The sequence below is a fragment of the Paenibacillus solanacearum genome, assembly GCF_910593845.1.
In the GTDB taxonomy this organism is placed as follows: domain Bacteria; phylum Bacillota; class Bacilli; order Paenibacillales; family NBRC-103111; genus Paenibacillus_G; species Paenibacillus_G solanacearum.
In genome coordinates this window covers 279,837-304,223 of record NZ_CAJVAS010000002.1, presented here as the reverse complement: position 1 = coordinate 304,223, position 24,387 = coordinate 279,837, and the positions used below count along the sequence as shown (strand labels likewise).

General features: G+C 54.0%; 32 protein-coding genes and 4 tRNA genes. 21 read left to right on the top strand and 15 right to left on the bottom strand.

Annotation, left to right across the window (positions count from 1 at the left end; genetic code table 11):
* Window positions 1-30: 30 nt before the first annotated feature.
* Together KXG62_RS03815 and KXG62_RS03810 are read left to right on the top strand one after the other, a co-directional pair.
* Window positions 31-1,287 (top strand): efflux RND transporter periplasmic adaptor subunit, encoded by a 1,257-nt coding sequence (locus tag KXG62_RS03815; protein ID WP_218090581.1) that lies wholly within the window; start codon window positions 31-33, stop codon window positions 1,285-1,287.
* Between the two features lie 36 nt (window positions 1,288-1,323).
* The gene (locus KXG62_RS03810; RefSeq protein ID WP_218090580.1) at window positions 1,324-3,048 is read left to right on the top strand and encodes a hypothetical protein; all 1,725 of its coding nucleotides are present in this window, start codon (window positions 1,324-1,326) and stop codon (window positions 3,046-3,048) included.
* 105 nt (window positions 3,049-3,153) lie between these two features.
* On the opposite strand, the gene KXG62_RS03805 is transcribed toward KXG62_RS03810, so the two are convergent.
* Window positions 3,154-3,669 (bottom strand): 2'-5' RNA ligase family protein, encoded by a 516-nt coding sequence (locus KXG62_RS03805; protein WP_218090579.1) that lies wholly within the window; start codon window positions 3,667-3,669, stop codon window positions 3,154-3,156.
* 156 nt (window positions 3,670-3,825) lie between these two features.
* On the opposite strand from KXG62_RS03805, the gene KXG62_RS03800 reads away from it, so the two are divergent.
* The 6 genes from KXG62_RS03800 to KXG62_RS03775 all read left to right on the top strand — a co-directional run bounded on the left by KXG62_RS03800 (window position 3,826) and on the right by KXG62_RS03775 (window position 5,372).
* Entirely contained in the window at window positions 3,826-4,389 is a 564-nt protein-coding gene (locus tag KXG62_RS03800; protein ID WP_218090578.1) for a phosphatidylglycerophosphatase A family protein, read from the top strand.
* Window positions 4,390-4,504: 115 nt separating this feature from the next.
* A complete protein-coding gene (locus KXG62_RS03795) occupies window positions 4,505-4,669 on the top strand; it encodes a hypothetical protein (protein WP_218090577.1) in 165 nt (54 codons plus the stop codon).
* Window positions 4,670-4,748: 79 nt separating this feature from the next.
* Window positions 4,749-4,825: transfer RNA gene (locus KXG62_RS03790), tRNA-Met, on the top strand.
* 12 nt (window positions 4,826-4,837) lie between these two features.
* Window positions 4,838-4,914 (top strand) — tRNA-Ile (locus tag KXG62_RS03785).
* Window positions 4,915-4,924: 10 nt separating this feature from the next.
* Window positions 4,925-5,010, top strand: a tRNA-Leu gene (locus KXG62_RS03780).
* 143 nt (window positions 5,011-5,153) lie between these two features.
* A complete protein-coding gene (locus KXG62_RS03775) occupies window positions 5,154-5,372 on the top strand; it encodes a spore germination protein (protein WP_218090576.1) in 219 nt (72 codons plus the stop codon).
* An 83-nt stretch (window positions 5,373-5,455) separates the two neighbouring features.
* On the opposite strand, the gene KXG62_RS03770 is transcribed toward KXG62_RS03775, so the two are convergent.
* Complete coding sequence (locus KXG62_RS03770; protein ID WP_246627277.1) at window positions 5,456-5,938, bottom strand: Hsp20/alpha crystallin family protein; 483 nt, start codon at window positions 5,936-5,938, stop codon at window positions 5,456-5,458.
* A 127-nt stretch (window positions 5,939-6,065) separates the two neighbouring features.
* On the opposite strand from KXG62_RS03770, the gene KXG62_RS03765 reads away from it, so the two are divergent.
* The 7 genes from KXG62_RS03765 (at window position 6,066) to KXG62_RS03735 (ending at window position 8,493) form a co-directional block, all read left to right on the top strand.
* Window positions 6,066-6,302, top strand: coding sequence for a spore germination protein (locus tag KXG62_RS03765; RefSeq protein ID WP_218090575.1), 237 nt, complete (start codon window positions 6,066-6,068; stop codon window positions 6,300-6,302).
* Between the two features lie 10 nt (window positions 6,303-6,312).
* The gene (locus tag KXG62_RS03760; protein ID WP_218090723.1) at window positions 6,313-6,552 is read left to right on the top strand and encodes a spore germination protein GerPB; all 240 of its coding nucleotides are present in this window, start codon (window positions 6,313-6,315) and stop codon (window positions 6,550-6,552) included.
* Window positions 6,553-6,567: 15 nt separating this feature from the next.
* Entirely contained in the window at window positions 6,568-7,194 is a 627-nt protein-coding gene (gerPC, locus tag KXG62_RS03755; protein ID WP_218090574.1) for a spore germination protein GerPC, read from the top strand.
* On the top strand, window positions 7,172-7,351 hold the full coding sequence (locus KXG62_RS03750; protein WP_218090573.1) for a spore gernimation protein GerPD: 180 nt from the start codon (window positions 7,172-7,174) through the stop codon (window positions 7,349-7,351). The genes gerPC and KXG62_RS03750 overlap by 23 nt, the downstream gene beginning before the upstream one ends.
* A 7-nt stretch (window positions 7,352-7,358) precedes the next feature.
* Window positions 7,359-7,736, top strand: coding sequence for a spore germination protein GerPE (locus tag KXG62_RS03745; protein WP_218090572.1), 378 nt, complete (start codon window positions 7,359-7,361; stop codon window positions 7,734-7,736).
* Window positions 7,737-7,895: 159 nt separating this feature from the next.
* The gene (locus tag KXG62_RS03740; protein WP_218090571.1) at window positions 7,896-8,285 is read left to right on the top strand and encodes a VOC family protein; all 390 of its coding nucleotides are present in this window, start codon (window positions 7,896-7,898) and stop codon (window positions 8,283-8,285) included.
* Window positions 8,286-8,292: 7 nt separating this feature from the next.
* A complete protein-coding gene (locus tag KXG62_RS03735; RefSeq protein WP_246627276.1) occupies window positions 8,293-8,493 on the top strand; it encodes a uracil-DNA glycosylase in 201 nt (66 codons plus the stop codon).
* Between the two features lie 56 nt (window positions 8,494-8,549).
* Here the strand turns inward: KXG62_RS03735 and KXG62_RS03730 are convergent, their stop codons facing one another.
* Window positions 8,550-8,771: a DUF2905 domain-containing protein gene (locus KXG62_RS03730; RefSeq protein ID WP_218090570.1), complete on the bottom strand. Its 222-nt coding sequence runs from the start codon at window positions 8,769-8,771 to the stop codon at window positions 8,550-8,552.
* A gap of 243 nt (window positions 8,772-9,014) precedes the next feature.
* Between KXG62_RS03730 and KXG62_RS03725 the strand changes: the two genes are divergently transcribed.
* Window positions 9,015-9,932, top strand: coding sequence for an ATP-dependent DNA ligase (locus KXG62_RS03725; RefSeq protein WP_246627275.1), 918 nt, complete (start codon window positions 9,015-9,017; stop codon window positions 9,930-9,932).
* A gap of 21 nt (window positions 9,933-9,953) precedes the next feature.
* On the opposite strand, the gene KXG62_RS03720 is transcribed toward KXG62_RS03725, so the two are convergent.
* The 4 genes from KXG62_RS03720 to KXG62_RS03705 form a co-directional block, all read right to left on the bottom strand.
* The gene (locus tag KXG62_RS03720; RefSeq protein WP_218090569.1) at window positions 9,954-10,820 is read right to left on the bottom strand and encodes a YitT family protein; all 867 of its coding nucleotides are present in this window, start codon (window positions 10,818-10,820) and stop codon (window positions 9,954-9,956) included.
* A gap of 70 nt (window positions 10,821-10,890) precedes the next feature.
* Window positions 10,891-12,120, bottom strand: a complete 1,230-nt coding sequence (locus tag KXG62_RS03715) for a cation:proton antiporter (RefSeq protein WP_218090568.1) — start codon at window positions 12,118-12,120, stop codon at window positions 10,891-10,893.
* A gap of 5 nt (window positions 12,121-12,125) precedes the next feature.
* Window positions 12,126-12,620, bottom strand: coding sequence for a cation:proton antiporter regulatory subunit (locus tag KXG62_RS03710; RefSeq protein ID WP_218090567.1), 495 nt, complete (start codon window positions 12,618-12,620; stop codon window positions 12,126-12,128).
* Window positions 12,621-13,095: 475 nt separating this feature from the next.
* Window positions 13,096-13,449, bottom strand: a complete 354-nt coding sequence (locus KXG62_RS03705) for a hypothetical protein (RefSeq protein WP_218090566.1) — start codon at window positions 13,447-13,449, stop codon at window positions 13,096-13,098.
* 89 nt (window positions 13,450-13,538) lie between these two features.
* On the opposite strand from KXG62_RS03705, the gene KXG62_RS33990 reads away from it, so the two are divergent.
* Window positions 13,539-14,129, top strand: a complete 591-nt coding sequence (locus KXG62_RS33990) for a CBO0543 family protein (RefSeq protein ID WP_246627274.1) — start codon at window positions 13,539-13,541, stop codon at window positions 14,127-14,129.
* A 121-nt stretch (window positions 14,130-14,250) separates the two neighbouring features.
* On the opposite strand, the gene KXG62_RS03695 is transcribed toward KXG62_RS33990, so the two are convergent.
* A tRNA-Val gene (locus KXG62_RS03695) sits at window positions 14,251-14,323 on the bottom strand.
* Between the two features lie 201 nt (window positions 14,324-14,524).
* On the opposite strand from KXG62_RS03695, the gene KXG62_RS03690 reads away from it, so the two are divergent.
* Entirely contained in the window at window positions 14,525-15,463 is a 939-nt protein-coding gene (locus KXG62_RS03690; RefSeq protein WP_246627273.1) for a hypothetical protein, read from the top strand.
* Here KXG62_RS03690 and KXG62_RS03685 read toward each other — a convergent pair.
* Window positions 15,443-15,895 (bottom strand): PilZ domain-containing protein, encoded by a 453-nt coding sequence (locus KXG62_RS03685; protein WP_218090565.1) that lies wholly within the window; start codon window positions 15,893-15,895, stop codon window positions 15,443-15,445. The two genes, KXG62_RS03690 and KXG62_RS03685, sit on opposite strands and share 21 nt — an antisense overlap.
* 101 nt (window positions 15,896-15,996) lie before the next feature.
* Window positions 15,997-16,209 (bottom strand): hypothetical protein, encoded by a 213-nt coding sequence (locus KXG62_RS03680; protein WP_218090564.1) that lies wholly within the window; start codon window positions 16,207-16,209, stop codon window positions 15,997-15,999.
* Between the two features lie 157 nt (window positions 16,210-16,366).
* Here KXG62_RS03680 and KXG62_RS03675 point away from each other — a divergent pair, with 157 nt between their 5' ends.
* The 3 genes from KXG62_RS03675 to KXG62_RS03665 all read left to right on the top strand — a co-directional run bounded on the left by KXG62_RS03675 (window position 16,367) and on the right by KXG62_RS03665 (window position 19,010).
* On the top strand, window positions 16,367-16,690 hold the full coding sequence (locus KXG62_RS03675) for a DUF1811 family protein (protein WP_246627272.1): 324 nt from the start codon (window positions 16,367-16,369) through the stop codon (window positions 16,688-16,690).
* Between the two features lie 257 nt (window positions 16,691-16,947).
* Window positions 16,948-18,453 carry a hypothetical protein gene (locus KXG62_RS03670; RefSeq protein ID WP_218090563.1) on the top strand — a complete coding sequence of 502 codons (1,506 nt, stop codon included), beginning with the start codon at window positions 16,948-16,950 and terminating at the stop codon, window positions 18,451-18,453.
* A gap of 41 nt (window positions 18,454-18,494) precedes the next feature.
* Window positions 18,495-19,010 carry a divergent PAP2 family protein gene (locus KXG62_RS03665; protein WP_218090562.1) on the top strand — a complete coding sequence of 172 codons (516 nt, stop codon included), beginning with the start codon at window positions 18,495-18,497 and terminating at the stop codon, window positions 19,008-19,010.
* Here the strand turns inward: KXG62_RS03665 and KXG62_RS03660 are convergent.
* From KXG62_RS03660 to KXG62_RS03640, 5 genes are all read right to left on the bottom strand, one after another.
* Entirely contained in the window at window positions 18,979-20,610 is a 1,632-nt protein-coding gene (locus KXG62_RS03660; protein ID WP_218090561.1) for an ATP-binding protein, read from the bottom strand. The two genes, KXG62_RS03665 and KXG62_RS03660, sit on opposite strands and share 32 nt — an antisense overlap.
* A 222-nt stretch (window positions 20,611-20,832) precedes the next feature.
* Window positions 20,833-21,066 (bottom strand): DUF3892 domain-containing protein, encoded by a 234-nt coding sequence (locus KXG62_RS03655; RefSeq protein WP_218090560.1) that lies wholly within the window; start codon window positions 21,064-21,066, stop codon window positions 20,833-20,835.
* Between the two features lie 49 nt (window positions 21,067-21,115).
* Window positions 21,116-22,342 carry an ornithine--oxo-acid transaminase gene (locus KXG62_RS03650; RefSeq protein ID WP_218090559.1) on the bottom strand — a complete coding sequence of 409 codons (1,227 nt, stop codon included), beginning with the start codon at window positions 22,340-22,342 and terminating at the stop codon, window positions 21,116-21,118.
* A gap of 14 nt (window positions 22,343-22,356) precedes the next feature.
* The gene (gene rocF / locus KXG62_RS03645) at window positions 22,357-23,337 is read right to left on the bottom strand and encodes an arginase (protein ID WP_218090558.1); all 981 of its coding nucleotides are present in this window, start codon (window positions 23,335-23,337) and stop codon (window positions 22,357-22,359) included.
* Between the two features lie 74 nt (window positions 23,338-23,411).
* Window positions 23,412-24,332, bottom strand: coding sequence for a proline dehydrogenase family protein (locus KXG62_RS03640; protein ID WP_218090557.1), 921 nt, complete (start codon window positions 24,330-24,332; stop codon window positions 23,412-23,414).
* Window positions 24,333-24,387: the final 55 nt, after the last annotated feature.

Sequence of the window (24,387 nt, the reverse complement as noted above, 5' to 3'; positions counted from 1 at the left end):
TGAAATCAACAGGGAAGAGGAGAAACTTCAATGAACCATACTTTAGCACAAACCTTCAAGCATGGAACGAAAGTGATCGGTGCGGTTGTCATCAGCACCGCGCTTGTGACGGGCTGCACGGGCAGCCCGGCGGCGCAGCCTGCGGCAAGCAGCACGGCGGAACCGCAGCTGAAGACCGTGAAAGTCAGCAAGATCGAGAAGAAAAAAATCGGCGAGCCGCTGGAGCAAGTCGCGGATGTCATTTCCTCCATTCAGCTTGACATCGTCAACAAAGCCGGAGGCGACGTGCAGGAAATTTTGAAGAAGCGCGGCGATATGGTGGAGAAGGGCGAGGTGCTGTTCCGTCTCGATCCGACCGACGTCCGCCTGGAAAAGGAAAAAGCGCAGATCAACCTGAACAGCACGCAGCAGCAAATGGTGAAGGCGCGCGAGGATTTGGCCAACAACAAGCAGGAGCTGAGGAACGGCATCGCCAAGCTGGAGCAGTCGATCAAGGATACCGAGAAAAACTATGCCAAGCTGCGCAACGATTATGATCTTGGCCTGGCCAGCAAAATCCAATTGGAGCAAATGGAAACGACGCTGAGCAATATGAAGCTCGACCTGGAAACGTCACGCAGCAAGCTGAAGACGCTCGAGAACACCAATTCGCTCGCTCAAATGGAGCAGTCGCTGCAAACGTCCACCGTCACGATTCGCGAATCCGACCGCACGCTGAACCATATGGAAGTGAAGGCGCCGGTCAGCGGCGTACTGACGGAACTGCCGATCGAGGTGGGCATGACACTTCCGGCCGGCTTCAAAGCGGCGATGGTCCAGCAGCTCGACCCGATCAAAATTAAAGCGGAGCTGACCGAAGAATCGGCGAAGCTGGTCCGAGGAAAGACGGAGCTGGCGTTCTATGTGCCGGGAACGACGGACAAAGCGAAAGGGACCGTCAGTTATTTGGCCGACGTCATGAGCTCTCAATCCAAATCGTATGTGCTTGAGCTGGAAGTCCCTAATGCGGACCGCAAGCTCAGACCGGGCATGAAAGCGCAAGTTTTGCTGACGGAGGAAAGCGACCAGCAGGTCATTACCGTGCCGACACTCAGCGTCGTGCGCGAAGGCGGGGATACGTTCGTATACGTGCTGGTTGGCGATCAAGCCGAGAAGCGCAAGGTGGAAATGGGCCGCTTGAACGAGACGAACCAGGAAGTCATTTCCGGGGTCAAGGAAGGCGAGCAACTGATCGTGTACGGGCAAAACCAGTTGAAGGACAAAGAAAAGGTGCAGCTTGCCAAATAAGGTGGCAGCTTGCCGTGATGACAGGAGGAGAACCGAATGAACCATTCATGGAAAAAAACGGCGGCAGCGCTGGTTATTACCGCCTCCATAGCAACTTCCGGTGCCGGGTATATCGTGCTGGCCGCTGACGAAACCGTGTCGGAGGCGGGCGTCCGGGCGAGCACGGTATACCGGCTGACCGATCAGCTCGATTTCGAAGTGAAGGGCGTGCTGAACGAGCATATCGCGGACGGCACGCGTCTGGGCGCCGTCGTGCGGATAAAGAACAACAGTGCGACGATCGCCCGTGTGCCGGAATATGAGCTTCGGGCGCGAACAAGCGGCGGCATCGAATATACGCTGCAGCCCAGTGGGCTGAACGTCAAATCGATCCAGCCGAAGGCGAGCACCGAGCTAAGCTTCATGACCGTCATCGACCGGACGGATGAGCTTTCGTTGACGGAGCTGAGCTGGACCGATGTCGATCTGTACGTATACCCGAAGAAAGAGACGCGGATTGCCACGGCTCCCATTGCCGGAGAAGCGTGGAGAGGCAGCGATTCCGCTTTTGCCGATCCCTCGGCCGTCAAGCCATGGGGCGAGCCGTTCCAAATTCCGGCGCTGACTTCGCCGATCCGATATACCCCGGCCGTTGTGAATAAGGAATCGACCGCGGAAGGGACGGTTTACGTCGTGCAGCTTCTGGCCCATAATCCGGCCGGACAGCGCGAGACGGTGCCCGAATTCATTGTGGAGGGCAAGAGCGACGGTAAAGTATACGCGGGCAAACGAGTGGAGCAGCAACCGGTCACGCTGGACGCAAACGAGGAGAAATATATTCATTATGCCATTGCGACCGACCAGGACACGGTGTTGAACAGCATCAATGTGCTGACGCCGGAGCTGTTCGCGCAAGCCGGAGGCCCGGCGGTGAAATATAACGTAGGCCGGTTGAATGTGGCACTGCCTGCCCGCGCGGCGAACCTGACATACGAAGCGTACCGGTTGGGGATGCCGATGACATTCGACAAGCGCAGCGAGCTGATTCATCCGAATCTGGAAGTGTCGGTTGTGGAGCTGTACATGCACAAGAACGAAGAGGAAGGCTCGCAGACCGTTACCGCCAAGTTCAAGCTGTATAACAAGTCGGATCGTCCGATGGCCGTTCCCGTATTCCAGGCCGACCTCGTCGGCTCGGACGGCAATGAGTACAGCGGCAGCCGCCAAAGCGCCGCTGCGGCGAACGTGCTGCCGAATGCGGCAATAACCGTTAACTATGCGTTCCCGGTTCCGCTATCGGAGACCGGTACGGAACTTGCGTTGAAAATCCAGGATGCGACGACGGCGGCGCCGTTCAAATCGACCATTGCGGCGTACAGCGTAGCGCTGCAGCAGCCAGCAAGCAGCGAGAACGAATTCAGTGTATATCCGTTCAGGGTCAAAATAGACAGCTGGACCGTCGGCGTCATGTTCAACCAGAACGCGAAGCTTGCCTATACGTACAAAGGAAAGTTTCATCTTGATCTTCAGCGGGAGGATCAAGTACAGGTGGATGGAAGCTTCCCCCATCTTCTGTTCGAGCTTTACGATTCCTCGGGCCGCCTCATCGGTACGGCGAAAGGATCATTCCTCGGTGCGAATCGCCTCGTCACCGGCGAGAACAATATCACGTTCGACGCGACGACCGAACAGTTCGAGCATACACTCACCGTACGGCTGTATGAAGTGTTTACAACGGCAACCGGCGAATCCAAGCGGCTGCTCGGAACCTACAAGCAGTAGCCATCATCCGTCATTCATCGCGAATAAAGCCGGCCTCGGATTGTACCGAAGCCGGCTTTGTCGCGTTCGCGCACTGCCTCATCTCACGCCGTGTTTATATGAAATTCAAGCCTTCTGCAGCAAAAATTCGCGATGACGGCTCCAGCGGCCGTCCTCTTCTTGCTTCAATAATACGATACGGTCGATCGTGCATTGAAAGGACAGCGGTTTATTCTTCAGGCTGGCCAGTACGTCGTGGAGCTCGTCGTCATTCATCGATTGCGCTATGGTCAAATGCGGCGTATAGGCATACAGCTTGCTTGCTTCCGCCAATGGGCCGGCACACAGCTTCTGGTGCAAACGCACTAGCGGAGCCGGATCGGCCAAAGCCATATAAATGACGTTATTGACGGGATAAAAGGTAGAGAAGCGATTGAATTGCAGTTCCAGCGGCTCCAATGCTTCCGCGGCGCGTTCCAGCTCCTGGATGGCGGTATGAACCTGCTGATCGTTCCATTCTTCCTTCTCCCGAACGGTCAAATGAGGCTCGATCAATGCAAAGTGCGGATCATATCTGCGGCGGTAATGATTCGCAAACTCCTGAATCTCCGCCGACGGAAAAACAGCGATACCGTAGTTCATATCCATCTCCTCCTTTCTATATATTATACCGTCTCACGGTTCCCGATTCCAACTGGAAAAAGGGCATGGACAAATGATACCAATCCAAGGACATCCAGACAAGAACATGCATACGATAATTTACAGGGTCACTTCTCAGCATAGGGGCGATGCATCATGATACGACAAGTGAACAGCAACGAAGTGAAAGAAGCCGTATATCGCAAATTAAAGGAACGCGGCGTAGAAATTAAGGAAATTGCCCTGATCGTCCAAAAAATGCAGCAGCCCTATCATCAGACGCTTACGCTGGATACATGCATTGAATCGGTTCATGCAGTGCTGAAAAAACGCGAGCTGCAGCATGCCATCCTCGTCGGCATCGAGCTTGATGTGCTGGCCGAGAAAGGTATGCTCTCCGAGCCGATTCAGTCGATCATCGAGTCGGACGAAGGATTGTTCGGCTGCGACGAGACGTTGGCGCTCGGTTCGGTGTTCGGTTACGGAAGTATCGGAGTAACGACATTCGGACATCTCGATAAACATAAGATTGGCATAATCAAGCGATTGGATACCAAAAAGGGCAAAGGAATTCATACGTTTCTCGATGATTTGGTCGCGAGCATCGCGGCTTCCGCGTCCAGCCGAATCGCGCATCACGAAAGAGACGATCAAGAAGCTCTCGGCCTAACGTCTTCGTCTGTACAGAGCAATGCTACATCGAACCCACCACAGCCATAAGCGGCAGCCGCTTGTTAGATTATGGAGAGCTTCCTTATCAAATAAGGAGGCTTCTTTTTGGTTATGCTACAATCAGCACAAACTTCCTTTTCATTATTAAAGCGGAGTGAGGATTATGAGATGGATTTACTGGGGTAAATTATACGAAAGCAAGTTTCAGGCGGGCTGTCTGGCCAAGCGAATGGAAGAAGACTGGTGGATTTATGGATATGAGTGTCCGTCCGAGGTCGAAGTGTTCCGCTCGCGCAAAGGCCGCTTCGGGGTACGTTACATCGTGTAATGTACCCCTTGTGTAAAATTACTTCTTGACTGGATGGTTTCAGTTGGTGTATATTTATTTTTGTCGCTGTAAATGACGTCGCGGGGTGGAGCAGCCCGGTAGCTCGTCGGGCTCATAACCCGAAGGCCGCAGGTTCAAATCCTGCCCCCGCAACCAAAAATTTTACAGGGGCCCTTAGCTCAGTTGGTTAGAGCGGTCGGCTCATAACCGATTGGTCGGGGGTTCGAGTCCCTCAGGGCCCACCACAGCGAACTTGCCGGAGTGGCGGAATTGGCAGACGCACAGGACTTAAAATCCTGCGATAGGTGACTATCGTACCGGTTCGAGTCCGGTCTTCGGCACTTCCTAGGTACATATACGGTCAATTATGAAAATCCCCGCGACGGGGATTTTTTTAGTTATAGGAAAGTTTTGCGCATAGGGATTATTACGGATCGGGCTTCATATATTAGGTTACTATCTATGTAAAGGAGGAGGGGAAAGGATGCCTTCCATCATTTTAGCTCCGATCAAAATACTCGATGTCAGCGGCGAAGTCACGTTCGGCGATGTACTGCAAATTACCCCCAAAAGCACAAGCAAATCGAATTCGGGCGCCAGCGGGGGAAGCACCGGCGATTTTTGCGCCAACTTTTCACTGATCAGCTTGACGAACACGCTTGATCCGGACTTGAACGATTCCAGCAATCAAGGCAATAATTAGCCAGGCTGCGCGCAGATCGGCCGAACAAGTTAAAAAACGCACCTTCCTTCTCTTGCGGAGAACGGAGAGGTGCGTTTATTGTGTTACAAATACCGTACATCGATTTCGTAATAATTTTCGTCGGCGGATTGTTTCCGCATATGAAACTGCATGATCCCGTTTTTGTAGACGGCTTTGCAGCTTTCGGGAGCGACTGGACTGGCCAGCCGAATCGTCTGGGCGCTTTTTTCCGGAAGTCCTTCCAGACGCACCTGGCTCGCGCTGATCAGCGCTCTAATTTTGCGCGCCTGCGTCCGGTCGGGAATATGCACTTTCACAATGACGTTATTATGCGTCTCGAACAGCTCGGTTTGAAAATGATGCTTTAGCATCGTCGGATTAAAATTCGGTATCGATTGCTTGAGTACGTCCTTCACATAGCCTTCCACCCATGCCATTTGATCGTCCCCGCTTGCGCCGCTGCCGTTCATCATGCCGGGAAAAGGCAGCTTGCCACCGAAAAATTGCTCGAAGTTTTTCCAATTCATATCAAAAAACGAATTGTTGTTGTTTTTCGAATCGGCCACTCGGCATTCCCCCTTACGATAGTACGATTATATGAGCTGAGTGGCAAAAGCATGATTGCTACAACACATACTTTGTACGTAGCCGTCATATAATGAAGCAAATCTATCGACGAATAGGGTGCATCCGATGCCAGCGGTTGTAGGTGCGATCAAGATTCTAAGTGTCGGCCCCAGCTCGATTGTGCACATCGGCGATTCGATTCAACTCGCGCCTACGAGTACAACCAAAACATTTGCGGGGGCCGGGTCGTTTAATACGGGAGATTATGTGCGGACATACAGCGTCGTCAGCAACACGAACACCATCGACAATGATGTGAACGATGCGAACAATGTATCCGCGGACAAGGCAGGTGTGCTATAGAATCGCTATGATGCAGTGGGTGATCCATCAAAATATCGTGATTCACCAGCTTAAAGTCGGGGCTGTCAGCAATTCATCCGTGCTGCAGATCGGAACGGCGGGAACCGTCCGATCGTTAACGAACCTGTACAATACCGGCGGTTTTACCGGACCTGCACCGACGCTTGCGGGAGCGGAAGCAGCGGCAGAAGCGACGGCTGCCGGTCAGTCGCCGCTGGCTTATGTGCCGCTTCCCGCGCCGACGCGATGAACGGAGGAATGATCGATGCCTGCATTTTACCCGCAATCGTACTTTCAGAAGCTGAACGACTACCTGGCGTGGCAGACGGAGCGGATCCGGTTGCTGGAATCCAGGCTGAATCAACTGGCGCAAGAAGTGGAAGTGCTCAAAAGCCAGCGGGCGGTCCATATCGATCGAATTGAATACAATTTCGATCAATTGAAGGTGGATAAGCTGGAGGGCACGCTCAATGTAGGCTTGTCCCCCGCAGGCCTCGGCGATAAATCGCTCGACGACGTAAGCGTAGGGGAGCAGGTGATTCGGACGAATACGGCCAAGTCCGAAGCCTTTGCAAGAATTCGGTCGACTGTGGACCAATATTTGGACACGCAAGCCCCCGAAGAGCTGCAGCAGTTTGAAAATTACTTTCAAATTCAGCTCGGCGATTCGTTCCGGAAACTGATGATCGAAGATTTGCGCAGACAGACCGGTGAGCGAATCAAGCACTATATCCAGCATTTGGTCGACCCGAATCAGCTGGAGTTGACGCCGGAGCAGGAGCAGGAAATTACGGCTCGTGTCGAGGCCGATATTCGCGCCGGGATGGAAGCGTATATAAGTAAAAAGCAAGCGAATGGAGATGAGCTGAATGGACTTGCACGTAACCAATAAAGAGCTTGTGGTCGGCAGTATTCGCGTGACCGGTGTGGCGAGCTCGTCAGTGTTCATCGTCGGCGATACGCAGGTCATTAATCTTTCCTCCGTGTTCGATACGCCGCCGGAATCGCTCATTATCGGACCTATCGAACCGCTTACCGCCGAAGGGTAACGAAGCAATGCGGGTCTCTGTGGTCGATGTGTCCAAGGTCCATGCCGTTGTCGACGCTTCCGCTGTCTTTATCGGAGATATGAAACAGTTTCAGCCGACCGCCAACATTTTTGCGGTGCAGCGCGAAATTCCGACTTATTACGGCAATGAAGGCGATCTATCTCCGTACCTTGTTTTTCGCAGCCCGATTCCGATTCCTTCGGAAAACAATACGGTGCCTGCCGAAATTACCAACGATAATGGCTATATCCGTGTAGGGGCGATTCAGGTGTTATCGGTATCGACCTCCTCCTTGTATCAAGTTGGCTCGACAGACTACATTCAATGCGAGTCGAGGCTGAAGCATATACGCCAGCTGCTCACCGGCACCAGGCCGCTGCGGTAATCCCGAAACCTTCTATTGCATGGCTCCATGCGATAGAAGGTTTTCATGTTATGCCAACACAACGTTGTATTGCCAAAACCGGGGAAATATAAGAAGATGAATAGGGATAAGCTTAGAGACGCAGTAACAATGCATTAACAAAAGGGAGGTTCGGACGCAATGGCACGCAGAAAGATCGAGCATGTCGGCATCATGGTGAAGGATATCGGCGCATCCGTGCGCTTCTACGAAGAGGTCGTAGGGCTGAAGCTGAAAGGAAAGCTTGAGCATACGAATGGGGTGATCCAACTTGCCTTCCTCGGATTCGACCAAGCCGGGGAGACCGAGCTGGAGCTGATCCAGGGATACAACGGTTCGCTGTCGCCCGAGGGCAAAGTTCATCATGTCGCGTTTACCGTAGACGATATTGAGGAAGAATGGGGTCGCATCCGCAAGCTGGACGTTCGTCTGATCGATGCGGACATCACGACGCTGCCGAACGGCTCGCGCTACTTTTTCTTTTATGGGCCGGATGAAGAGTGGATCGAATTTTTCCAATCGACGCGCTGAGGAGCCGATGATGAACCGGCTTGCGGAATCGGGCGGGAAGGTGAATTGCTTTCATTGCAAACATTATTACGTGACATGGGATCCAAGCTTTCCCCGGGGCTGCAAATCGTACGGCATCAAGACAAGCGCCCTGCCGTCAGCCGCCGTGCTGAGCGCTTCGGGAAAGTCTTGCATGGCTTTTGCGCTGAAAGACCGGTTAACGAAGTAAAGGCAGCCCGGTATCCGTCGTTTCATGCGGAGGGGCTGCCTTGTCGGCCGCTGCTGCTACTTCGTAAACCATCGGATCACATACATGCCCAGCGACAACACGACGCTGATGACGATGCAGGTCACGACTGGAAAATAAAACCGTACGTTCTCCTTTTGTATGACAATGTCACCCGGCAGCTTGCCAAGCTGCAAATATTTTCCGCCCACGCCCCAAAGAAGGCCGGCCACAATCAAAATGACGCCTCCCCCGATCAACAGCTTCGGTATCGAATCCATGCGCATCCTCCGTTCTATCGCTTGCTCCCAGATCCTGAGTCTATTGTACACGATACCGTTCCTGACGCAAGAGGGCAGCGAACGGTTGCGATACGAAGAAGCCGCGCGCTTATGCGGACGGCTTTCGTTGGTTATGCTGAATACTGTCGGTAACAACCCGCGCGGCGTATGGAGCAGTGGCGCAAGAGTTGACATATCGCATAGCGGCAGGAGTCTTGCTCCAGGCCGGAGGAGGAATGCCTTTTGTTGTTCAAGCCATTGAATCCCATGCTTCCGGTTTGGTGCGACGCGCCATTCGACGATGACGCCTATGTCTTCGAGCCCAAGTGGGATGGCGTCCGCATGCTGCTGCACAAGCAGGGCCCGCGAATCGAAGCCTATACGCGCAGCGGCCTGCGCGTCACGAATCTATTCCCTGAGCTGGCGGAGGCTGCGCAATCCATTCGGGCGCATACGGCGATACTGGACTGCGAAGGCGTCTGCGTGCGAGGGGAACGTCCGGTATTCGACGATATTATGCACCGTCTTCGCCTCGGGCGGGCCGATACCATCAAGCAGGCGCTCCACTCGCATCCGGCAGCCTGGATCGCGTTCGACGTTCTCCTTACTTCGGACGGCGAGCACGGACATGAACCGCTGCTGGAGCGTAAGAGGCGCCTTGACGAGCTGCTGGAGCCAAGCCCGGCTCTACTCAAAACGGTCACTCTGGAGAACCAAGGAAACGCCTTGTTCGAATTAACCGCCAGGCAGCGCATGGAAGGGATCATCGCCAAGCGGAAACATTCCGTGTACCGGCTCCATGCGCGAAGCTCCGATTGGCTGAAAATCAAGCATGCGCAAACGATCGATGCGGCGATACTCGGTTACCGGAACCATCCGTTCCAGCTGATGCTCGGGTTACAGTTCCGGACGGTCAAAAACAAGTTTGTCGGCACGGTGCAAGACGGTCTTGAGGCAGAGCACCGGGAATGGATTATTGAGCGTATTTGTCAGGATAGCATCAGGCAAGAAGGGGATACGCATTGGGTGAAGCCGCGGCTGTGCTGCCGCGTTGAGTATAAGGACCGGTCGGACACGCATCAATTGCGGCATACGCGGTTTGTATCGTTTTTGCCGGAGAAACGGGCGGAGGATTGCGTCTGGACCTACGGATTACAGTGACATAAGTCTGCGAACTTCCAGCTAAGAGAACGATTCATGGCTCTGCATGATCGAGGTGCTGGTCACGCCGGCCTCCTGATCGATACTTATAACGATGCTCAGTATGTCTTTTTCGTATTGTCGCGGGACGATTACGAATAGTTCGTCGACGGCGTAGGCATGCATTTGCATCCACTTCGAGGCATTGGCGAACGTCGCCGCCAATGTTTTCTCGATTGCAGCCGCGCGGACTGAATGGATGCGGATAACCCGGTAGCGAAACCGGTTCAATGTGTATTCCGTCGATTTAAACGCCGCATAGTAGGCGATGGCGGAGTACATGGCTTGATCCCAGCCGAACGCCCATCCCGCCAAACCGAAGATGACGATATTGAGCAGCGTTACGATTTCCGCGATGGTCAGAGAGACGCGCAGTTTGGCCAAATACCCGGCAATGTGCTGCATGCCGTCGGTCAAGCCCCCGTATCGTATAATCAAGCCGACGCCGCAGCCTAGAATCACGCCGCCGCATACAGCGGCAGGGAGCGGATTTTCGATCAGAGGCGGGTAAGGGTGGAGGAGCATCGTCAACCCGGATAGCAGCATCAGCCCCCAAGCGGCTTTCACGAAGCTGCTGTTTTTTCTTTTCCTGCAGCTGTACAGGATGAACGGAAGATTCAACAGCATCAGAAATATTCCCATCTGCATTTCCGTCATATGGGCGAGCAGTCCGGAAATGCCTTTCATGCCGCCGATGATGATGCGGTTCGGCGTAAGAAACATCTCGAGCGCGAAAGCGGCAAGCGAGGCGCCAAGCACGGTAAGCCATATATTTTTCCATCTTGCGCTCTCCGTTCCGTAACCGTGAAGATCGTCGGGACGCGGTGTCCGCGATTCGATTTTCTCCATATCCGACCCTCCCTGTCCTCTTGATGTTGCTATGGGTGTCGCCTAATGCGAAACGATTGCTGCGTTTGCGTTACCCTTCCTCTTGCGTCTTCAGCTTCGTTTCTTTCACAGGCGCCTTAAACTTGAAAATCCCGTCAAGCGCTTTGTAAATCATCTTCGATTCTTTCGTAAGCAACGGTCCGAGAATCGCCAGGATCAGCACGTAGAGAGCGGCGAACGGCTGCAGCATGGGCAGAAGCCCTCCGGCTTTGCCGAGGCCTGCCATAATGATCGAAAATTCACCGCGGGATACGATCGTCAGCCCGATGTTCGAAGAAGCTTTGGGCGACAATCCGGCGCTTCGACCCGCCAGCATGCCGGCCACAAAATTGCCGATGAGCGTAATGACGACCGCTCCAAGCGACAGCCAAACGGCTCCGCCCAGCGAGAACGGATCGATGGTGAGACCGAAGCTGAAGAAGAAGATCGCTCCGAAAAAATCGCGAAACGGTAAAATAAGATGCTCGATTCGCTTCATATGCTCCGTTTCCGCGAGCACCAGACCGACCAATAACGCGCCGATCGCTTCGGCGACATGAATCGTTTCAGAAAATCCGGCAACCGTGAACAAGGCTCCGAAGATGACGAGGGCGAATAATTCATTCGAGCGGATGTTGAGCAGCCGATTGAGCAGCGGTACCGCTTTTCTGCCTAATAAGATTAAAACCAGCATGAAGCCTAAAGCGATGAGTGCGGACAGGATGACCCCGCCGACAGATGTTGACCCGCTCAACACCAGTCCGGACAAGATCGAGATATATACGGCGAGAAAGACGTCCTCGAACATGATGATCCCGAGGATCATCTCGGTTTCGGGATTGGCCGTGCGCTTCAAGTCGACAAGCACCTTCGCCACGATCGCGCTGGATGAAATCGTTGTGATGCCGGCGACCACGAGAATCTCCTTGATCGGAAGAGAAGCGAACAGGCCGAACAAGATGCCCAGCGTAAAATTAATCAAAATATAGATCGTTCCGCCCACCACGATCGAACGCCCGGACTTGATCAGACGGCCGACTGAAAATTCCAGTCCCAGGTAAAACAATAAAAACAATACGCCGATGCGGCCCATGAACTCGATGAGCGGCGCGCTCTCGATAAATCGAAAATCGAAATGCCATATTTTCGGCGCATGCGGCCCTACAGCCATCCCCATCAAAATGTAGAAAGGGATGACGGAGAACCTCAGCTTGGCGGACAATAGCCCGGCGATGGCAATTAATATAATGGCAAGGCCTACTTCAAGTACAACATGGTCCATAAGGTTCAATCACCACCGTTCAACAAAATGTCTTTAAGCAATTTCAGATGTCTTCGTTCGCCGGCGACGACAAGCGTCGCTTCGGCGGTGACTCGGGAGTCCGGTCCCGGAGCGATATGCTTGGAACCGTCTTTGCCGACGATGGCGATGACGGTCGCTCCCGTCTTCTGGCGAACGTCGAGCTCGCCGATCGTTTTGCCGATCGATTTGGCATGCGGTTCGACTTTATACCATTCGATGATCAGATCGTCCAGCGCCACCTCGATCGTCTCGAGCGCTTTCGGTTTATAGGTCATGCCGCCGATCATCGCCGCAACTTGTCTGGCCTCGTCATCGTCCAGCGAAACCATCGAAATGCTGTCGTCCGGATCGTCGTTATCGAAGTGGTACAATTCTCTGCGGCCATCGTCGTGAATAATGATGACGAGCTTATCTCCGCCACGAGCTTGAATGACATATTTTTTCCCGATACCGGGCAAATCGGATTCACGAATATTCATTTGGTTTATATCCCTCCACAATGATTTGCATTTTTGCGCGACCTCAAGCAGACCCCCATGATTGGGCATTGGCGTTGCTAGGCGTTCCCTGAACCAGGAAGACGATTTTGCGCGCTGTATCTTGGGATGGGTCTTTCCATTGACGATGCGCCATGAAATAAAGAATCATTCACATCAACCATGAACGCATCCTCAGCGAAAAGACATCGATCCGAAGGCTTTCTTATGTGACAAAAATTAACGGTTCTTTTTGTTATCATCCATCAAATACCAATGCAATATTCAGGCGTCGCCAAATAAACTCCGTGCACTCGTTTTTTCTAAAAAACGAAGCGAGCTTCAAGATGCCATGCGATACGGATGGAGTGGCGACAACATGTTCATTGGAATGGAGGCAACACAAAGAACCCGTTCGAAATCGCTAAAAAAGCGGTCCTGCAGAAAACGGAATAATCGCTAGGGGTATGATAAGGCACTACACGAAGTGAGAAGTAAATTTGATGGGGAATAGCAGCATGTGGGTCAGACGGCGAGCAATATGAGGCCGGAAGGAAACGTGGGATTCGCGCAATACGCGGCAAAATGCGTTCATCATAAACAGGGCAAACAGCGATAAGACGGAGAAGAGCGCGGCAAATAGGCTGTTTTTGTAAGCGGAAACGTGCTTGCGGACGGTTGCCTGCTGCACAAAGTAGTCCGTACCTTGGGATACCCGGGTCGATTCGCCCGAATTGGCTTCCAACGTAGGCGTCGGCGTAGCGAAAACCATGAAGATCATGATCAAAATTAACGAAATCATGCGATTAATGGAGATATCCCGAGAAAACATTGTAGATTCACCCCCTTTTCAACGATTTATAATCAAATTATACTATAAATCGTTGTTTTTATCAAACAGGGGGGACGGATGTTCGGGTTTTGGAGCCTTATTTTTTCCTCATAGGCATTAAGAGGTGTCGCGTTCCCATCCAGGCTCGGTTCTGGTTAAATCCAATGGCAGAGGGAATGCTAATACACAATCATGGCAGTTTGTCGGAGGAGTTAATGGTTTTCTTAATGATATCTGTGGTTGTTTTCTATACGGCGTGCTTCTTCGTTCCCAGGCGGCTGAGCTGGATTGAAGTTTTAACCACTACGCTGTTTGGATTATATTTTGAGACGATGACGAATATTTTTTTGGATCTGAAGTATGATTTGTACGGCTATTTTAATAAAGGCGTAGACACCAAAACGTTAATTGCACTTCTAGGTGTGTATCCGGCTTTAAACTACTTGCTTTTAAATCTGTATCCTGCCGGAAAAGGCTTCCTTCAAGTTATGGTGTATTTGCTTGCCTGGGACGCTTTTTCGATTCTCTACGAGGCTATCTCGATAAAGACCGGCGTGTTTTATTACAACGGTTGGACATGGTGGTATTCAGCGATTGCATACCCGCCCATTTTTTTGATTTTGTGGTACAACTTGAGATTTATCCGATGGGTTTTAAAAAAAAGCGGCTGCACCGTTTAACGGATGCCTAGCCGCTTTTGTATTCTTTGTCTCCCCATGGACGTCACTTCATCGAATGGTACTACGGGAGAAATGGTCTCAAAAAAGCGAAAAGCCCTTGATTTCTCAAGGACTTTTCGTATGACCTGTAGTGGGCTCGAACCACTGACCCCCACCCTGTCAAGATGGTGCTCTCCCAGCTGAGCTAACAAGTCACGTTATTAATGTTATCGGGAACATTTTCTATAGTATCAGCGGGGTGAAAAAAAGTCAAGCTGTTGCCTGCATTTTTTTTTGAAAAATGGGAACTGGCTCGTCCGTGTGCTGCAGATGAACCTGCGTAGGCTGGCGGCCGGGCATTATGTTATAATATTGTGCAGAAGACATGCAGTCAAGCTGGGAAAGAGGGGACTTTCATGAGAGATTTTGAACGGCTGATGCAGCCGCTGAACATGGATACACCATCCGAAGAAGAGGGCATGGCACTGGACTGGGGGGAGCATGAATTCGGAACGCACCGGTACCATGTCCATCGGCTGGTGGAAGCGTCCATTCAGAGGCTCGGACGAATGGAGAAAGCGGCGGTCCTTGGCGCCGGCAATCACGGAGATGTCGATTTACCCGGGTTAGGGCTTCAGTTTCAGCAGGTGAGCGTCATGGACAGTGAAGACAATATGCTGCAGGAATGGCTCGAAACGGCGGACGGCATGGCGCTGCACCGGATCAAGTCGCTGACGGGGATCGACTATACAAGGCTGGATCAGATCTCGTTCTATGAAACGTATGAGGAAATGCTGCTGTCCGGGGCGGCTGCGGGCGAAGTGACAGGCTATTTGCGGGATTGCGCCTTTCAGGTCCGCTTGCACGAGACGATGCCGCATGTGAAGAAGTCTTTTTCGCTTGTCGTTTCGTCGGGCGTTCATACCCAGCTGTTTTACTTGTATGCGCTGACGCAGTTTTACAGCCATATGGGTCGTTATAGCGAACCTGAGGTTCGCCAAATCATGGAAGCTCTTGCGTATTTGCGCAACAGTCTTGTGACGGACTATAACCAGTTTCTGCTCTCGCTGGTAAAGCCGGACGGTAGAGTAACCGCTTGGACGGAAGTCATCGTACTGGATGAGGAAAAGCAGTGGATCGCGGAAGAGCTGTATCGGCTGGAAACGGAAGGAGAGCGGAGGCGATTTTTGTTCGAGTCGTTCGGGAAGTACGGTTTGGAAGCGGCCGTGCTCGGTCTGAAGGACTTGCATGATAAGCTCAGACCGGAGCAGCAGCTGTTTCATTGCTGGGTGTGGCATATGGATAGCGGCAAAGCTTGCATCGTTGCCGGCATATCAGGGCTTCCGCGAACGTAAAGGCGTGAATGCAGCAAGATCTTCGTCAGAGCAGAAGCTGCAGTCCTCCGGCGTCTTCGATTTGCGAAGCTTGATCGCTATGTTGTTGAGCATGCTGGTGAGCGCGGCCGTTTCCGATTCCTGCAAGGAAAATTCGGTGCAATATTCATAGTGCCCCTGTTTCGGCAGAATGGACCTGACGATCGTGCCGAGCGGGCTGTATAGTTTACCGAGCACGGTAAACTTCATTTCCACGAGCAAGCGATGCTCATCGGGCAGAGGGGTCTCCGTGTAGAAACGGGCACCCCCGGCGCCGATATCGACTACAGCGGCCTTGAAATATTTGATTTCCGGTTCGAACGCGCGGTCCTGAAGCCCGATCAGTTTGATTTCAGCTAGAAGCGCACGATCAAAATGTACGCGGAAAAACTTGCGTTTATTTTCGGTGGCCATGACATGACAATCCTTTGCTTGAATGTGAAGAAATGAAGATCAAGCTTACTATAACCCAGGTAGGATGATGTAGGCAACCCTGGGTGCGAATGTAAACGCGATCAAAAAAGAGACAGATGCACTTTTTCTTTTTCCTCGGACGAATGCAGAATCGCCTGGTTGCCGACGATCTCGATTCGGTCGATGGAAGTCATAGTAGCGGTGTGAGTGCCAGAGCTTTCCAACACGGTAATGAGCCGGGGGATTGCTTTCTGATCGCTTGAAATGAAGGTCACGGGAATTTTCTTGTCATGAAAATGCAGCTCCGTCGTCATTTTCGCTAAGCCTCCTCACAGTATTTAAACTCTATTTCTATTATACAGGATTGAAACGGATCATGGGACGAATAGTTTCCGGCATAGTCAGACAAAAAGCGGAACGATTCGCCCGGAGACGGGACCTCCGGACTAGATTCAAGGGCCGGGTGGCATCATGATGCTGGAAGGTGTGAACACGACAATGAAAAGATTGTACAGTCAAATGTCGCCAAGCGAGCTGGAGGAAGAGATGAAGCAGCTGCGCGAGGAGATGGGCAGAGCCGAGTTTCCGAGCCAGAAGGCGGTGCTGGAGCGCAAATACTATACGGCGATGGCGTATACCTTGAACCCGGACGATTTCCCGCCCGGCTTGTATAAAATCGAGCATGTGCAGCTTCCGTTCGAGGTGCGTTACCTGAACGGCATTATGGCTTGGGGGACGATAGGCGACGATCCGGAAGCGAGCTACCCGATTTCGATGCTGACGCCTCTTCGGTAATCGCGTTAAGAAGGGACAGACCGGCTTGACGCCGGCTGATATTTACAAAACGCGGCTCGGCCGGCGTGAAAAATGACAGTATGACCTATGTTGCAATCGAAGGTGTCTAAAGTTTTGGTAAAGACGCCTTTTTGGCGTGCATATAATGAAGGGGATGTGGTAGTATATAGAATATTGGAAAAATGTAAGCGTAATCATTGGTAAATTGTCGGAGGTGTCTCAGCATTAAAAAAGGGCTCGGGCTGTTATGCTTATGTATGATTTTATTAACTTTTTTTCGTTCCGCGCTGACTGTCTCCGCGGCCGGGGAGCAGCGTACGATTGAGCGCATGTTTACATCCCCGGAAGGAATACAATTTATTAGCTACAGCCCGATGTGGGATGAGACCCGGCTTAGGGCGCTGTACCGCATCCTGCTTAACTGCAGGCACGGGGAAGAGCTTGCCCAACTGAAGAGAGTGATACTCGATCCGCTGAAAAGCACGGGACAAAGCGGGTTTCGAGTAGGCAATTACAACAACAAGGAGAAAACAATCCGTCTCTTCGAGGTGGATAAAGTGCCGGTCGATGCGACGCTGATCCACGAGTACGGCCACCATTTCACGTATTACTGGCTTAAAAAGAAAGAGGGCGTCTACCCATTCGAATTGACGGAAAAGAGCGAGTGGGCGAAGCTGCGTCAGCTCGACGGGTACCCGGTGCGCTGGAAAAACAGCGGTATGTCCTATTTGCACAAATGGGATCCGGGCGAAATCATGGCGGAAGATTATGTGATGCTGTTCGGCAATAGCGGCAAGCCTTCGCCGCGGTCGACAGAGGAGCTTATTAATTTTGCGCGGCACGAAAACGAATATATACCGCTTGTTTATACGACGCCAGCGGTACGGGAGTATTGGGAAAAGCTGGCCGGACTGAAGCCGTCCAACCGCTTGTTTGTGCCGGAAGTGCTCGAGGCGGGCGTCGAATCCGAAACCGATGAGGAAGGCAACGAGCATTCCCGCTTGCGGGTGTTGTTCGCATCGGCTGCGGATTTCAGCATGGAAATGTTCGGAAGGCCGATTCGCTATGCGCTTCAACTGTTATTGTTCCCGACCGGCGGCGGCGCGCCAGAACGGTTGACCGCAGAATGCGCGTCCGACTTCATCGATGAAGATATCGAAGCGAGCATACCGCTGCCGGGTATTGCGGGTTTGAACGATGCGTCCTTCGGTCATTTGTCCGTATGGGCTTATCATGAACCGACAAGTCAGTTTGTCCATACGCCTGTATATGAGAACTGGTACCAACTGCATCTGCCTGGCGGTAACGATCGCAGCGGCGCTGTACTGAAAGACATTCCTCCTCCCTGGGAGCAGCAAGGATTGTATGCCATCATGCGCAAAGAAGGGATGGAGCGCTGGCCGATGCTTTATTTATTCGTCAACGGCAAAGTGCAGGCGGCCGGCAAACGATATACGGATACGAGCGGACAGCTCTATATTCCGATCCAATCCTTTCCCGCGCGCCACCGGAAGCAGCGAATGCCGGGGGAAACGATCGTACGGTGGGGAGGGCATGACCTGACGTTTTTTGCCCGCAAAGACGACGAGCTGGAACTGGACGGAAAACGGTTCAGGCTGAATGTTCATCTGCAGACATTCGGGGGAAGCCGGGCGATCGCCGTCAGCGAGCTGGGGCGGCTGCTCGGGCTAAAGCCGGAATGGAAGGACGAGGAGAACAGCGTTGTGATGGAAGGAGAGATTGCGCTGGAGACGCAGGTATAGAATCGTCTCAAGAATAGGAACCTATTCTTGAGGTGATGGCTATGAACCGGGCGTTATGGACGTCCATTATCGGGATTGCGGCGGCGCAGGCGCTCAAAGTTACGGTGAGCCCGCGGGAGCATGGCGGCGGATGGGATTGGCGCCGATTGGCCGGGACGGGGGGCATGCCGAGCTCGCATTCGGCCGGTGTGGCTTCGCTCGCTACGTATCTCGCGCTGCGCAAAGGAGTATCGTCCACCTCGTTTGCGATCGCAATGATGCTGGGCATGATCGTTATGTACGATGCCATGGGAATTCGCAGGCAAACGGGACTCATTGCGACGGAAGTCAACGAAATGGAAGATACGGTCGCCAAACTGGCCGAGCAGCATCCGACCTTAATCCACGAGAAGCGGGAAAAGGAACTGGAGGAGCGGCTCGGCCATTTGCCGGCGGAAGTGGCTGCCGGCGCAATGCTTGGTATGCTTACCGGCATGCTTAGCTTTATAACCGAGCCGCGGCGCAAATCGGTACGGTGGTTGAGCTTCATACCGAAATCTTTGTCCCGCTTGCTGTAACGGCGGCCTCGGGCTGTTTTGTGCCGACTGTCGGAAGCATGATCGTAAATTTCGTGCCTTTATTCACGAAGCTCTCCACCTCGATCGTTCCTTCGTGGTCTTGTACGATTTTGTGGCAAATGGAAAGGCCGAGTCCTGTTCCGGAATCTTTCGTCGTATAGAACGGGATGAACACTTTTTCAAGATCGGATTCGGGTATGCCTTTGCCGTTGTCGGTAATCTCGATCACCGCCTGCTTCTCGAGCGTGTATAAACGAATGTGTACGCGTCCTTCTTCCGGCATCGCTTCAAATGCATTTTTGACCAGATTGAGCAGGAGCTGGAGCATTTTGTCATGATCCATCAGCATGAGAACGGGTTCCTCCTCATGATCGAACTGCACATGGTGGCCGAGGCGGGTCGTTTCCGAATCTAGCAGCGACAATACCCGATACACGCATTTTTGAATCGACTGAATTTTAAACTGGGTGACATGCGGTCTGGAAAATTGTAAAAATTCCGCCGTCAGCATGCTCATCCGGTTTATTTCGTCCATGATCAAATCATACCACGGCTCAATGTTGTAATGTCCGGCCTTGGAAAGCTGCAAGAAGCCTTTGACGGTTGTCAGCGGATTGCGGATTTCATGCGCCATGCCCGAAGCCAGCTCGCCGACCACGCGCAATTTCTCCGAACGAAGCATATGCTCCTCGCGCTTCAGCCAGCTATCTCGTTTCATCATATACAGGTTATGCTCCGCAACCAGGATCAGGTCGTCTTTGGCCATGCCGTCGCTTGGGTAACTGGCGATGCCGAAATTAATCTCGATCCCGGTCAGTTTCGGGAATTCGACCGCCATCTGCTGAGTAACCGAGTGGATGGAATGGTCGACATCGTCCGTTTTGAGCACGATGGCGAATTCGTCGCCGCCATAACGGCAAATGAGCTCGGCTTCAGGGAAAATAATGCGCAGCAGCTGCGCGACCTGCTTCAATATTTTGTTCACGCCTTGAAATCCGTTCGTCGTGTTAAGCGATTTCAAATCTTTGCAATCCATAAGAACGAGAATGACCGGCTCGCCGGAACCGACGAGCTTCTCCATTTGCTTGTGAAATTCTTGAAAGTTGTATAAGCCGGTCAGCGCATCATGCGTGCTGAGATGCTTCTTTTCGTTTGTCAGCTGCTGTTTTTGATGCTCGATATCGGAATACACTTTGCGGTACAGGCAGGCGAACAGAAAGCAGGAGACGATCGAATAAGCTGCCGTTACTTCGGTTTCGAAGGAAGCCGCCCGATTGGCGAACGCCACGGCGATGCCGGCCAGCGTCAGAAGCATATTGATCTGCAATGCGGTGCGGAAGGATGGAATTGCGTAGAACAGACTGCACATTTGAAGCAAATACAGCGGAATGCACCACGCGGTACCGCTCAGCCAGTGGACGGCAACGAGCAATGCGAGCTGGATCGGCAGCCGGGCGGGCAGCAGCTTATCGAAAGCGTGCGCCGCCGCGTAACAAGCCGTTGCGACCGCGAGCCAGATCGGGGAAACGGAGGCGCCAAAATAGAGGGATGAAGAAAGCACTAGGACAGAGTAAACGATACAGATCCACTTGCTATTCATAAGAGCGTTCATCTCCCGGTCTAATCGTTATCTAGTAGTGATGATTCTGTACGGGCATGCCGAATTCCTGCCCCCGGCTCCCAGTTTAAGTAAAATTAATACTTGTGCGGTCTGCTTAGCCTACGGATGGCGTGTGGACTACCCGCAACAGCGTCAAAAAAACCAAGCCTGAAGAAAGGCTTGGTTTCGCGAGCTGTCATTTGCGTCATCACCCGACTTGAATCAAAATCCGGGCAAATTATCGAAATTGTTGGAAGGATCCCCGTCCGGATTGGAACGAAGATGCTCTTCGCCGTCCCGGCCTTTAAATACATTCGCATTGGCGATTTGGCCGTTCTTGATCATATGCTGCGCTTCCTGGTAATCGACGACTTGGCCGGAAGACAGCTTCAGCTCGACAATGTCGCCTTCGCCGTTTTTGCGTACCGCAACGACTTGTTCTTTGTTTTGTTCCATAGTGCATCGCCTCCTTGACGATAGTATGTGCCAGAAAGCGGGAAATTATTTATTCGGAGGCGTCGGGACACAGCGTTTCGCGGATACGCTCGAACGCCCACGTCAACTGCGGGCGTGTGACGGTCAGCGGCGGCGTGAAGCGGATGACCCGCTCGTGCGTTTCTTTGCACAGCAGACCGGCGCCCATCAGCTTCTCGCACCAAGGTCTTGCCGGTTCGTTCAATTCGAGGCCGATAAACAGCCCCCTGCCGCGAATATCGCGAATTCGCGGCGATTGAAGCTGGCGCAGCATGCGGAGAAAGTAAGCCCCCAGCTTGGCGGAGCGTTCCGGCAGCCGCTCCTGCACCGTCACTTCGAGCGCTGCCACGGCTACGGCGCTGGCCAGCGGATTGCCGCCGAAGGTGGAGCCGTGAGAGCCCGGCTCGAACACCTCGAGCACGTCCCGGTCCGCGGCGACGGCCGATACGGGGAACACCCCGCCGCCAAGCGCCTTGCCGAGCACGTACATGTCGGGAACGACCTCCTCATGATCGCATGCAAAGCGCCGCCCGGTCCGGCCGAAGCCGGTTTGAATCTCGTCGGCGATCAGCAGCACTTGGTGCCGCTTGCATAGGGCGGCAACTTCGCGCAAGTAGCCTTCAGGCGGAATAATGACGCCTGCCTCGCCCTGGATCGGCTCCACGAGAAATGCCGCCGTACCGGGCGTAATCGCCCGCTCGAGCGCCGCCGCATCCCCGTACGGAATGATGCGGAAGCCCGGCGTGAACGGACCGAAGCCCTGCCGGTACGCCTCGTCCGAGGAGAAGGAGGTAACGGTCACGGTGCGGCCGTGAAAGTTGCCGCTGCACACGATGATTTCCGCTTCGCCGTCCGGCACGCCTTTACGCCGGTACGCCCAGCGACGGGCTGCCTTGATCGCCGTTTCCACCGCCTCGGCGCCTGTGTTCATCGGAAGAATCATCGGTTTGCCGGTAAACGCGGCCAGCTCGCGATAGAACTGTCCGAGCCGGTCCGTATGAAACGCTCTCGAAGCGATGGTGATCCGGTCTGCCTGGCGTTTCAGCGCAGCGATAATTTTCGGGTGGCGGTGTCCCTGGTTCAGCGCCGAATACGCACTCAGCATATCCATATATTGCCGTCCCTCCATATCCCACATCCACACGCCTTTGGCGCGGGCAATCGCCACAGGCAGCGGGTGATAGTTGTGCGCCCCGAATTGCTCGGCGGCCCGAATCGCATCGCTTGAGGAAGAGAAGGGTGAAGCGCTGTTATCCATTGGAGCATCCCCTTTCACAGGATGGTCTCGCCCAGCAGCGAACAAATCAGGTCGACGGCGAGCTTCGCCGTCCGTCCGTCCGATTCCAGCGCCGGATTCACTTCGACGAATTCCGCCGAAGTGACGATGCGGGCTTCCGCCAGCAGCTCCAGCGCGAGATGCGCCTCGCGATAGCTGAGTCCTCCGCGAACCGGCGTTCCGGTCCCGGGCGCTTCTGCCGGATCGACGCTGTCGATATCGAAGCTGACGTGCACGCCGTCGGTATCCCGGCTGACGATGCGAATCGCCTCCTCGATCACTTGGGCCATGCCGAGCTTGTCGATGTCATGCATCGTAAAGCAGTGGATGCCTTCGGCTGCGATGAGCGCTTTCTCGCCAGGATCGAGATCGCGCAGACCGATCATCACTACATGCTCGGGACGCACTTTCGGCGCTGCGCCGCCGAGCCGTGTCAGCCGCTCATGGCCTTTGCCCAGCAGCGCGGAAAGCGACATGCCGTGCAGGTTGCCGGAAGGGCTTGTATCCGCCGTATTCAGATCGGAATGCGCGTCGAACCACAGGACGCCGAGCCGGCGGTGCGTCTGGGCGAGCCCGGAAATCGTGCCGATCGCGAGGCTGTGATCGCCGCCGAGCACGAGCGGGAACCGGCCTCCGGCGGCGCTGGCGGCGACGTGATGAGCCAGCTCGCGGTTGATAGCGGTCACCTCGTCCAGATGCTTCAGCCGGGAATCCGCCGGTGCCGGCGCGTCTGAGGCGGGATCGGCAGCGGGTCCGCCAGCAGGCTGTCCGGCTGCAGGGGACGGCGTCTTGTGCCGCCGGACAGGCGGCTGCGGCGTATGGACGGTCGCAGTCGCCTCGACGACATGACCGATCTGCCGGAGTCTGCGGACGAGCCCGGCTTGTATGATCGCCTCTGGCCCCAAGCTTGCCCCGCGGAGGCCGGCGCCCAAATCGAAGGGAACGCTGATGACGTTCAGAAGATGCGGTTTATTCATACGGCACAATCCTTTCTGCCTATGTTCATTGGCGGCGGAACCGCTTATGCGGTTAGCCGGTTAGCGGCGTCCGCTCACCAATTTTTTAGAATGAACCATACGTTTGCCGGCCGTTCGGCCAGCCGTCTTACGAAATACGGGTACCATGATTGCCCGTAGGGAACATAGCAGCGGACGCCATAGCCTTCCTGCGCGAGCCGCTCCTGCAGCGTTGAAGCGACGCCGTACAGCATCTGGAATTCGTAGGCGCTGCGCTGGATGCCCTTCCTTGCGGCGTAGGCGCACGTCCAATCGATGATGGCGGCATCGTGGGTGGCGATGGCGGTGAACACCCCCGAATCGAGACGGTGGCGGATTAACTGCTTGAATTGTTCATCGACCTCCCGCTTGTGCGGATAGGCGATGGAGGGTGCTTCTTGATAAGCGCCCTTTACGAGCCTCAGCACGACCCGCTCCTGCGTCAATCGGCGGCAGTCGTCCATGCTGCGACGCAAGTAAGCCTGGAGCACCGTGCCGACTCCCGTAAGCCCTTCGGTATGCAGCTTGCGGACGATGGCAAGCGTCGCGTCTGTAAAGGGGGAATTCTCCATATCGATGCAGACGAAGAGGCGATGTTCGCCGGCATGACGGACGATGTCGCGAATATGCGCATAAGCGGCTTCCGGGTCCAGCGCCAGTCCCATTTGCGTAGGCTTCAGCGAAACGCCGGCATCGAGCCCGCGGTCATGAATGCCGTCGAGCAGCTGCATGTAGGCCTCCGCATATGCGCTGGCTTCGGCAGATTCGCGTACACCTTCGCCGAGATGGTCGGCTGTGACGGCAATCCGTTTGCGGTTCAGCTCCGCCATTTCGGTCAGCGCTTCGCTGAGCGTCAAGCCAGCCACGAACCGCCCGGCTCCCAGCTTCAATCCGTATCGCTGGGCCGCCGCAGCCGCCGCCCGATTGCCGGCGAGCAGCAGCAGCGTCTGGCGGAACAGCTTTGTACCGAGATCCATGATGTAACCTCCTCCGGATGCTCCCGCGCACGCTTGACTGCGTATGTCGCGAGCT

Excerpts from the sequence above, each read along its gene's own strand:
- KXG62_RS03815 (WP_218090581.1), top strand. The coding sequence starts at position 31 with ATGAACCATACTTTAGCACAAACCTTCAAGCATGGAACGAAAGTGATC.
- KXG62_RS03810 (WP_218090580.1), top strand. The coding sequence starts at position 1,324 with ATGAACCATTCATGGAAAAAAACGGCGGCAGCGCTGGTTATTACCGCC.
- KXG62_RS03805 (WP_218090579.1), bottom strand. The coding sequence starts at position 3,669 with ATGAACTACGGTATCGCTGTTTTTCCGTCGGCGGAGATTCAGGAGTTT.
- KXG62_RS03800 (WP_218090578.1), top strand. The coding sequence starts at position 3,826 with ATGATACGACAAGTGAACAGCAACGAAGTGAAAGAAGCCGTATATCGC.
- KXG62_RS03795 (WP_218090577.1), top strand. The coding sequence starts at position 4,505 with ATGAGATGGATTTACTGGGGTAAATTATACGAAAGCAAGTTTCAGGCG.
- KXG62_RS03775 (WP_218090576.1), top strand. The coding sequence starts at position 5,154 with ATGCCTTCCATCATTTTAGCTCCGATCAAAATACTCGATGTCAGCGGC.
- KXG62_RS03765 (WP_218090575.1), top strand. The coding sequence starts at position 6,066 with ATGCCAGCGGTTGTAGGTGCGATCAAGATTCTAAGTGTCGGCCCCAGC.
- KXG62_RS03760 (WP_218090723.1), top strand. The coding sequence starts at position 6,313 with ATGCAGTGGGTGATCCATCAAAATATCGTGATTCACCAGCTTAAAGTC.
- gerPC (WP_218090574.1), top strand. The coding sequence starts at position 6,568 with ATGCCTGCATTTTACCCGCAATCGTACTTTCAGAAGCTGAACGACTAC.
- KXG62_RS03750 (WP_218090573.1), top strand. The coding sequence starts at position 7,172 with ATGGACTTGCACGTAACCAATAAAGAGCTTGTGGTCGGCAGTATTCGC.
- KXG62_RS03745 (WP_218090572.1), top strand. The coding sequence starts at position 7,359 with ATGCGGGTCTCTGTGGTCGATGTGTCCAAGGTCCATGCCGTTGTCGAC.
- KXG62_RS03740 (WP_218090571.1), top strand. The coding sequence starts at position 7,896 with ATGGCACGCAGAAAGATCGAGCATGTCGGCATCATGGTGAAGGATATC.
- KXG62_RS03735 (WP_246627276.1), top strand. The coding sequence starts at position 8,293 with ATGATGAACCGGCTTGCGGAATCGGGCGGGAAGGTGAATTGCTTTCAT.
- KXG62_RS03730 (WP_218090570.1), bottom strand. The coding sequence starts at position 8,771 with ATGGATTCGATACCGAAGCTGTTGATCGGGGGAGGCGTCATTTTGATT.
- KXG62_RS03720 (WP_218090569.1), bottom strand. The coding sequence starts at position 10,820 with ATGGAGAAAATCGAATCGCGGACACCGCGTCCCGACGATCTTCACGGT.
- KXG62_RS03715 (WP_218090568.1), bottom strand. The coding sequence starts at position 12,120 with ATGGACCATGTTGTACTTGAAGTAGGCCTTGCCATTATATTAATTGCC.
- KXG62_RS03710 (WP_218090567.1), bottom strand. The coding sequence starts at position 12,620 with ATGAATATTCGTGAATCCGATTTGCCCGGTATCGGGAAAAAATATGTC.
- KXG62_RS03705 (WP_218090566.1), bottom strand. The coding sequence starts at position 13,449 with ATGTTTTCTCGGGATATCTCCATTAATCGCATGATTTCGTTAATTTTG.
- KXG62_RS03690 (WP_246627273.1), top strand. The coding sequence starts at position 14,525 with ATGAGAGATTTTGAACGGCTGATGCAGCCGCTGAACATGGATACACCA.
- KXG62_RS03685 (WP_218090565.1), bottom strand. The coding sequence starts at position 15,895 with ATGGCCACCGAAAATAAACGCAAGTTTTTCCGCGTACATTTTGATCGT.
- KXG62_RS03680 (WP_218090564.1), bottom strand. The coding sequence starts at position 16,209 with ATGACGACGGAGCTGCATTTTCATGACAAGAAAATTCCCGTGACCTTC.
- KXG62_RS03675 (WP_246627272.1), top strand. The coding sequence starts at position 16,367 with ATGATGCTGGAAGGTGTGAACACGACAATGAAAAGATTGTACAGTCAA.
- KXG62_RS03670 (WP_218090563.1), top strand. The coding sequence starts at position 16,948 with ATGATTTTATTAACTTTTTTTCGTTCCGCGCTGACTGTCTCCGCGGCC.
- KXG62_RS03665 (WP_218090562.1), top strand. The coding sequence starts at position 18,495 with ATGAACCGGGCGTTATGGACGTCCATTATCGGGATTGCGGCGGCGCAG.
- KXG62_RS03660 (WP_218090561.1), bottom strand. The coding sequence starts at position 20,610 with ATGAATAGCAAGTGGATCTGTATCGTTTACTCTGTCCTAGTGCTTTCT.
- KXG62_RS03655 (WP_218090560.1), bottom strand. The coding sequence starts at position 21,066 with ATGGAACAAAACAAAGAACAAGTCGTTGCGGTACGCAAAAACGGCGAA.
- KXG62_RS03650 (WP_218090559.1), bottom strand. The coding sequence starts at position 22,342 with ATGGATAACAGCGCTTCACCCTTCTCTTCCTCAAGCGATGCGATTCGG.
- rocF (WP_218090558.1), bottom strand. The coding sequence starts at position 23,337 with ATGAATAAACCGCATCTTCTGAACGTCATCAGCGTTCCCTTCGATTTG.
- KXG62_RS03640 (WP_218090557.1), bottom strand. The coding sequence starts at position 24,332 with ATGGATCTCGGTACAAAGCTGTTCCGCCAGACGCTGCTGCTGCTCGCC.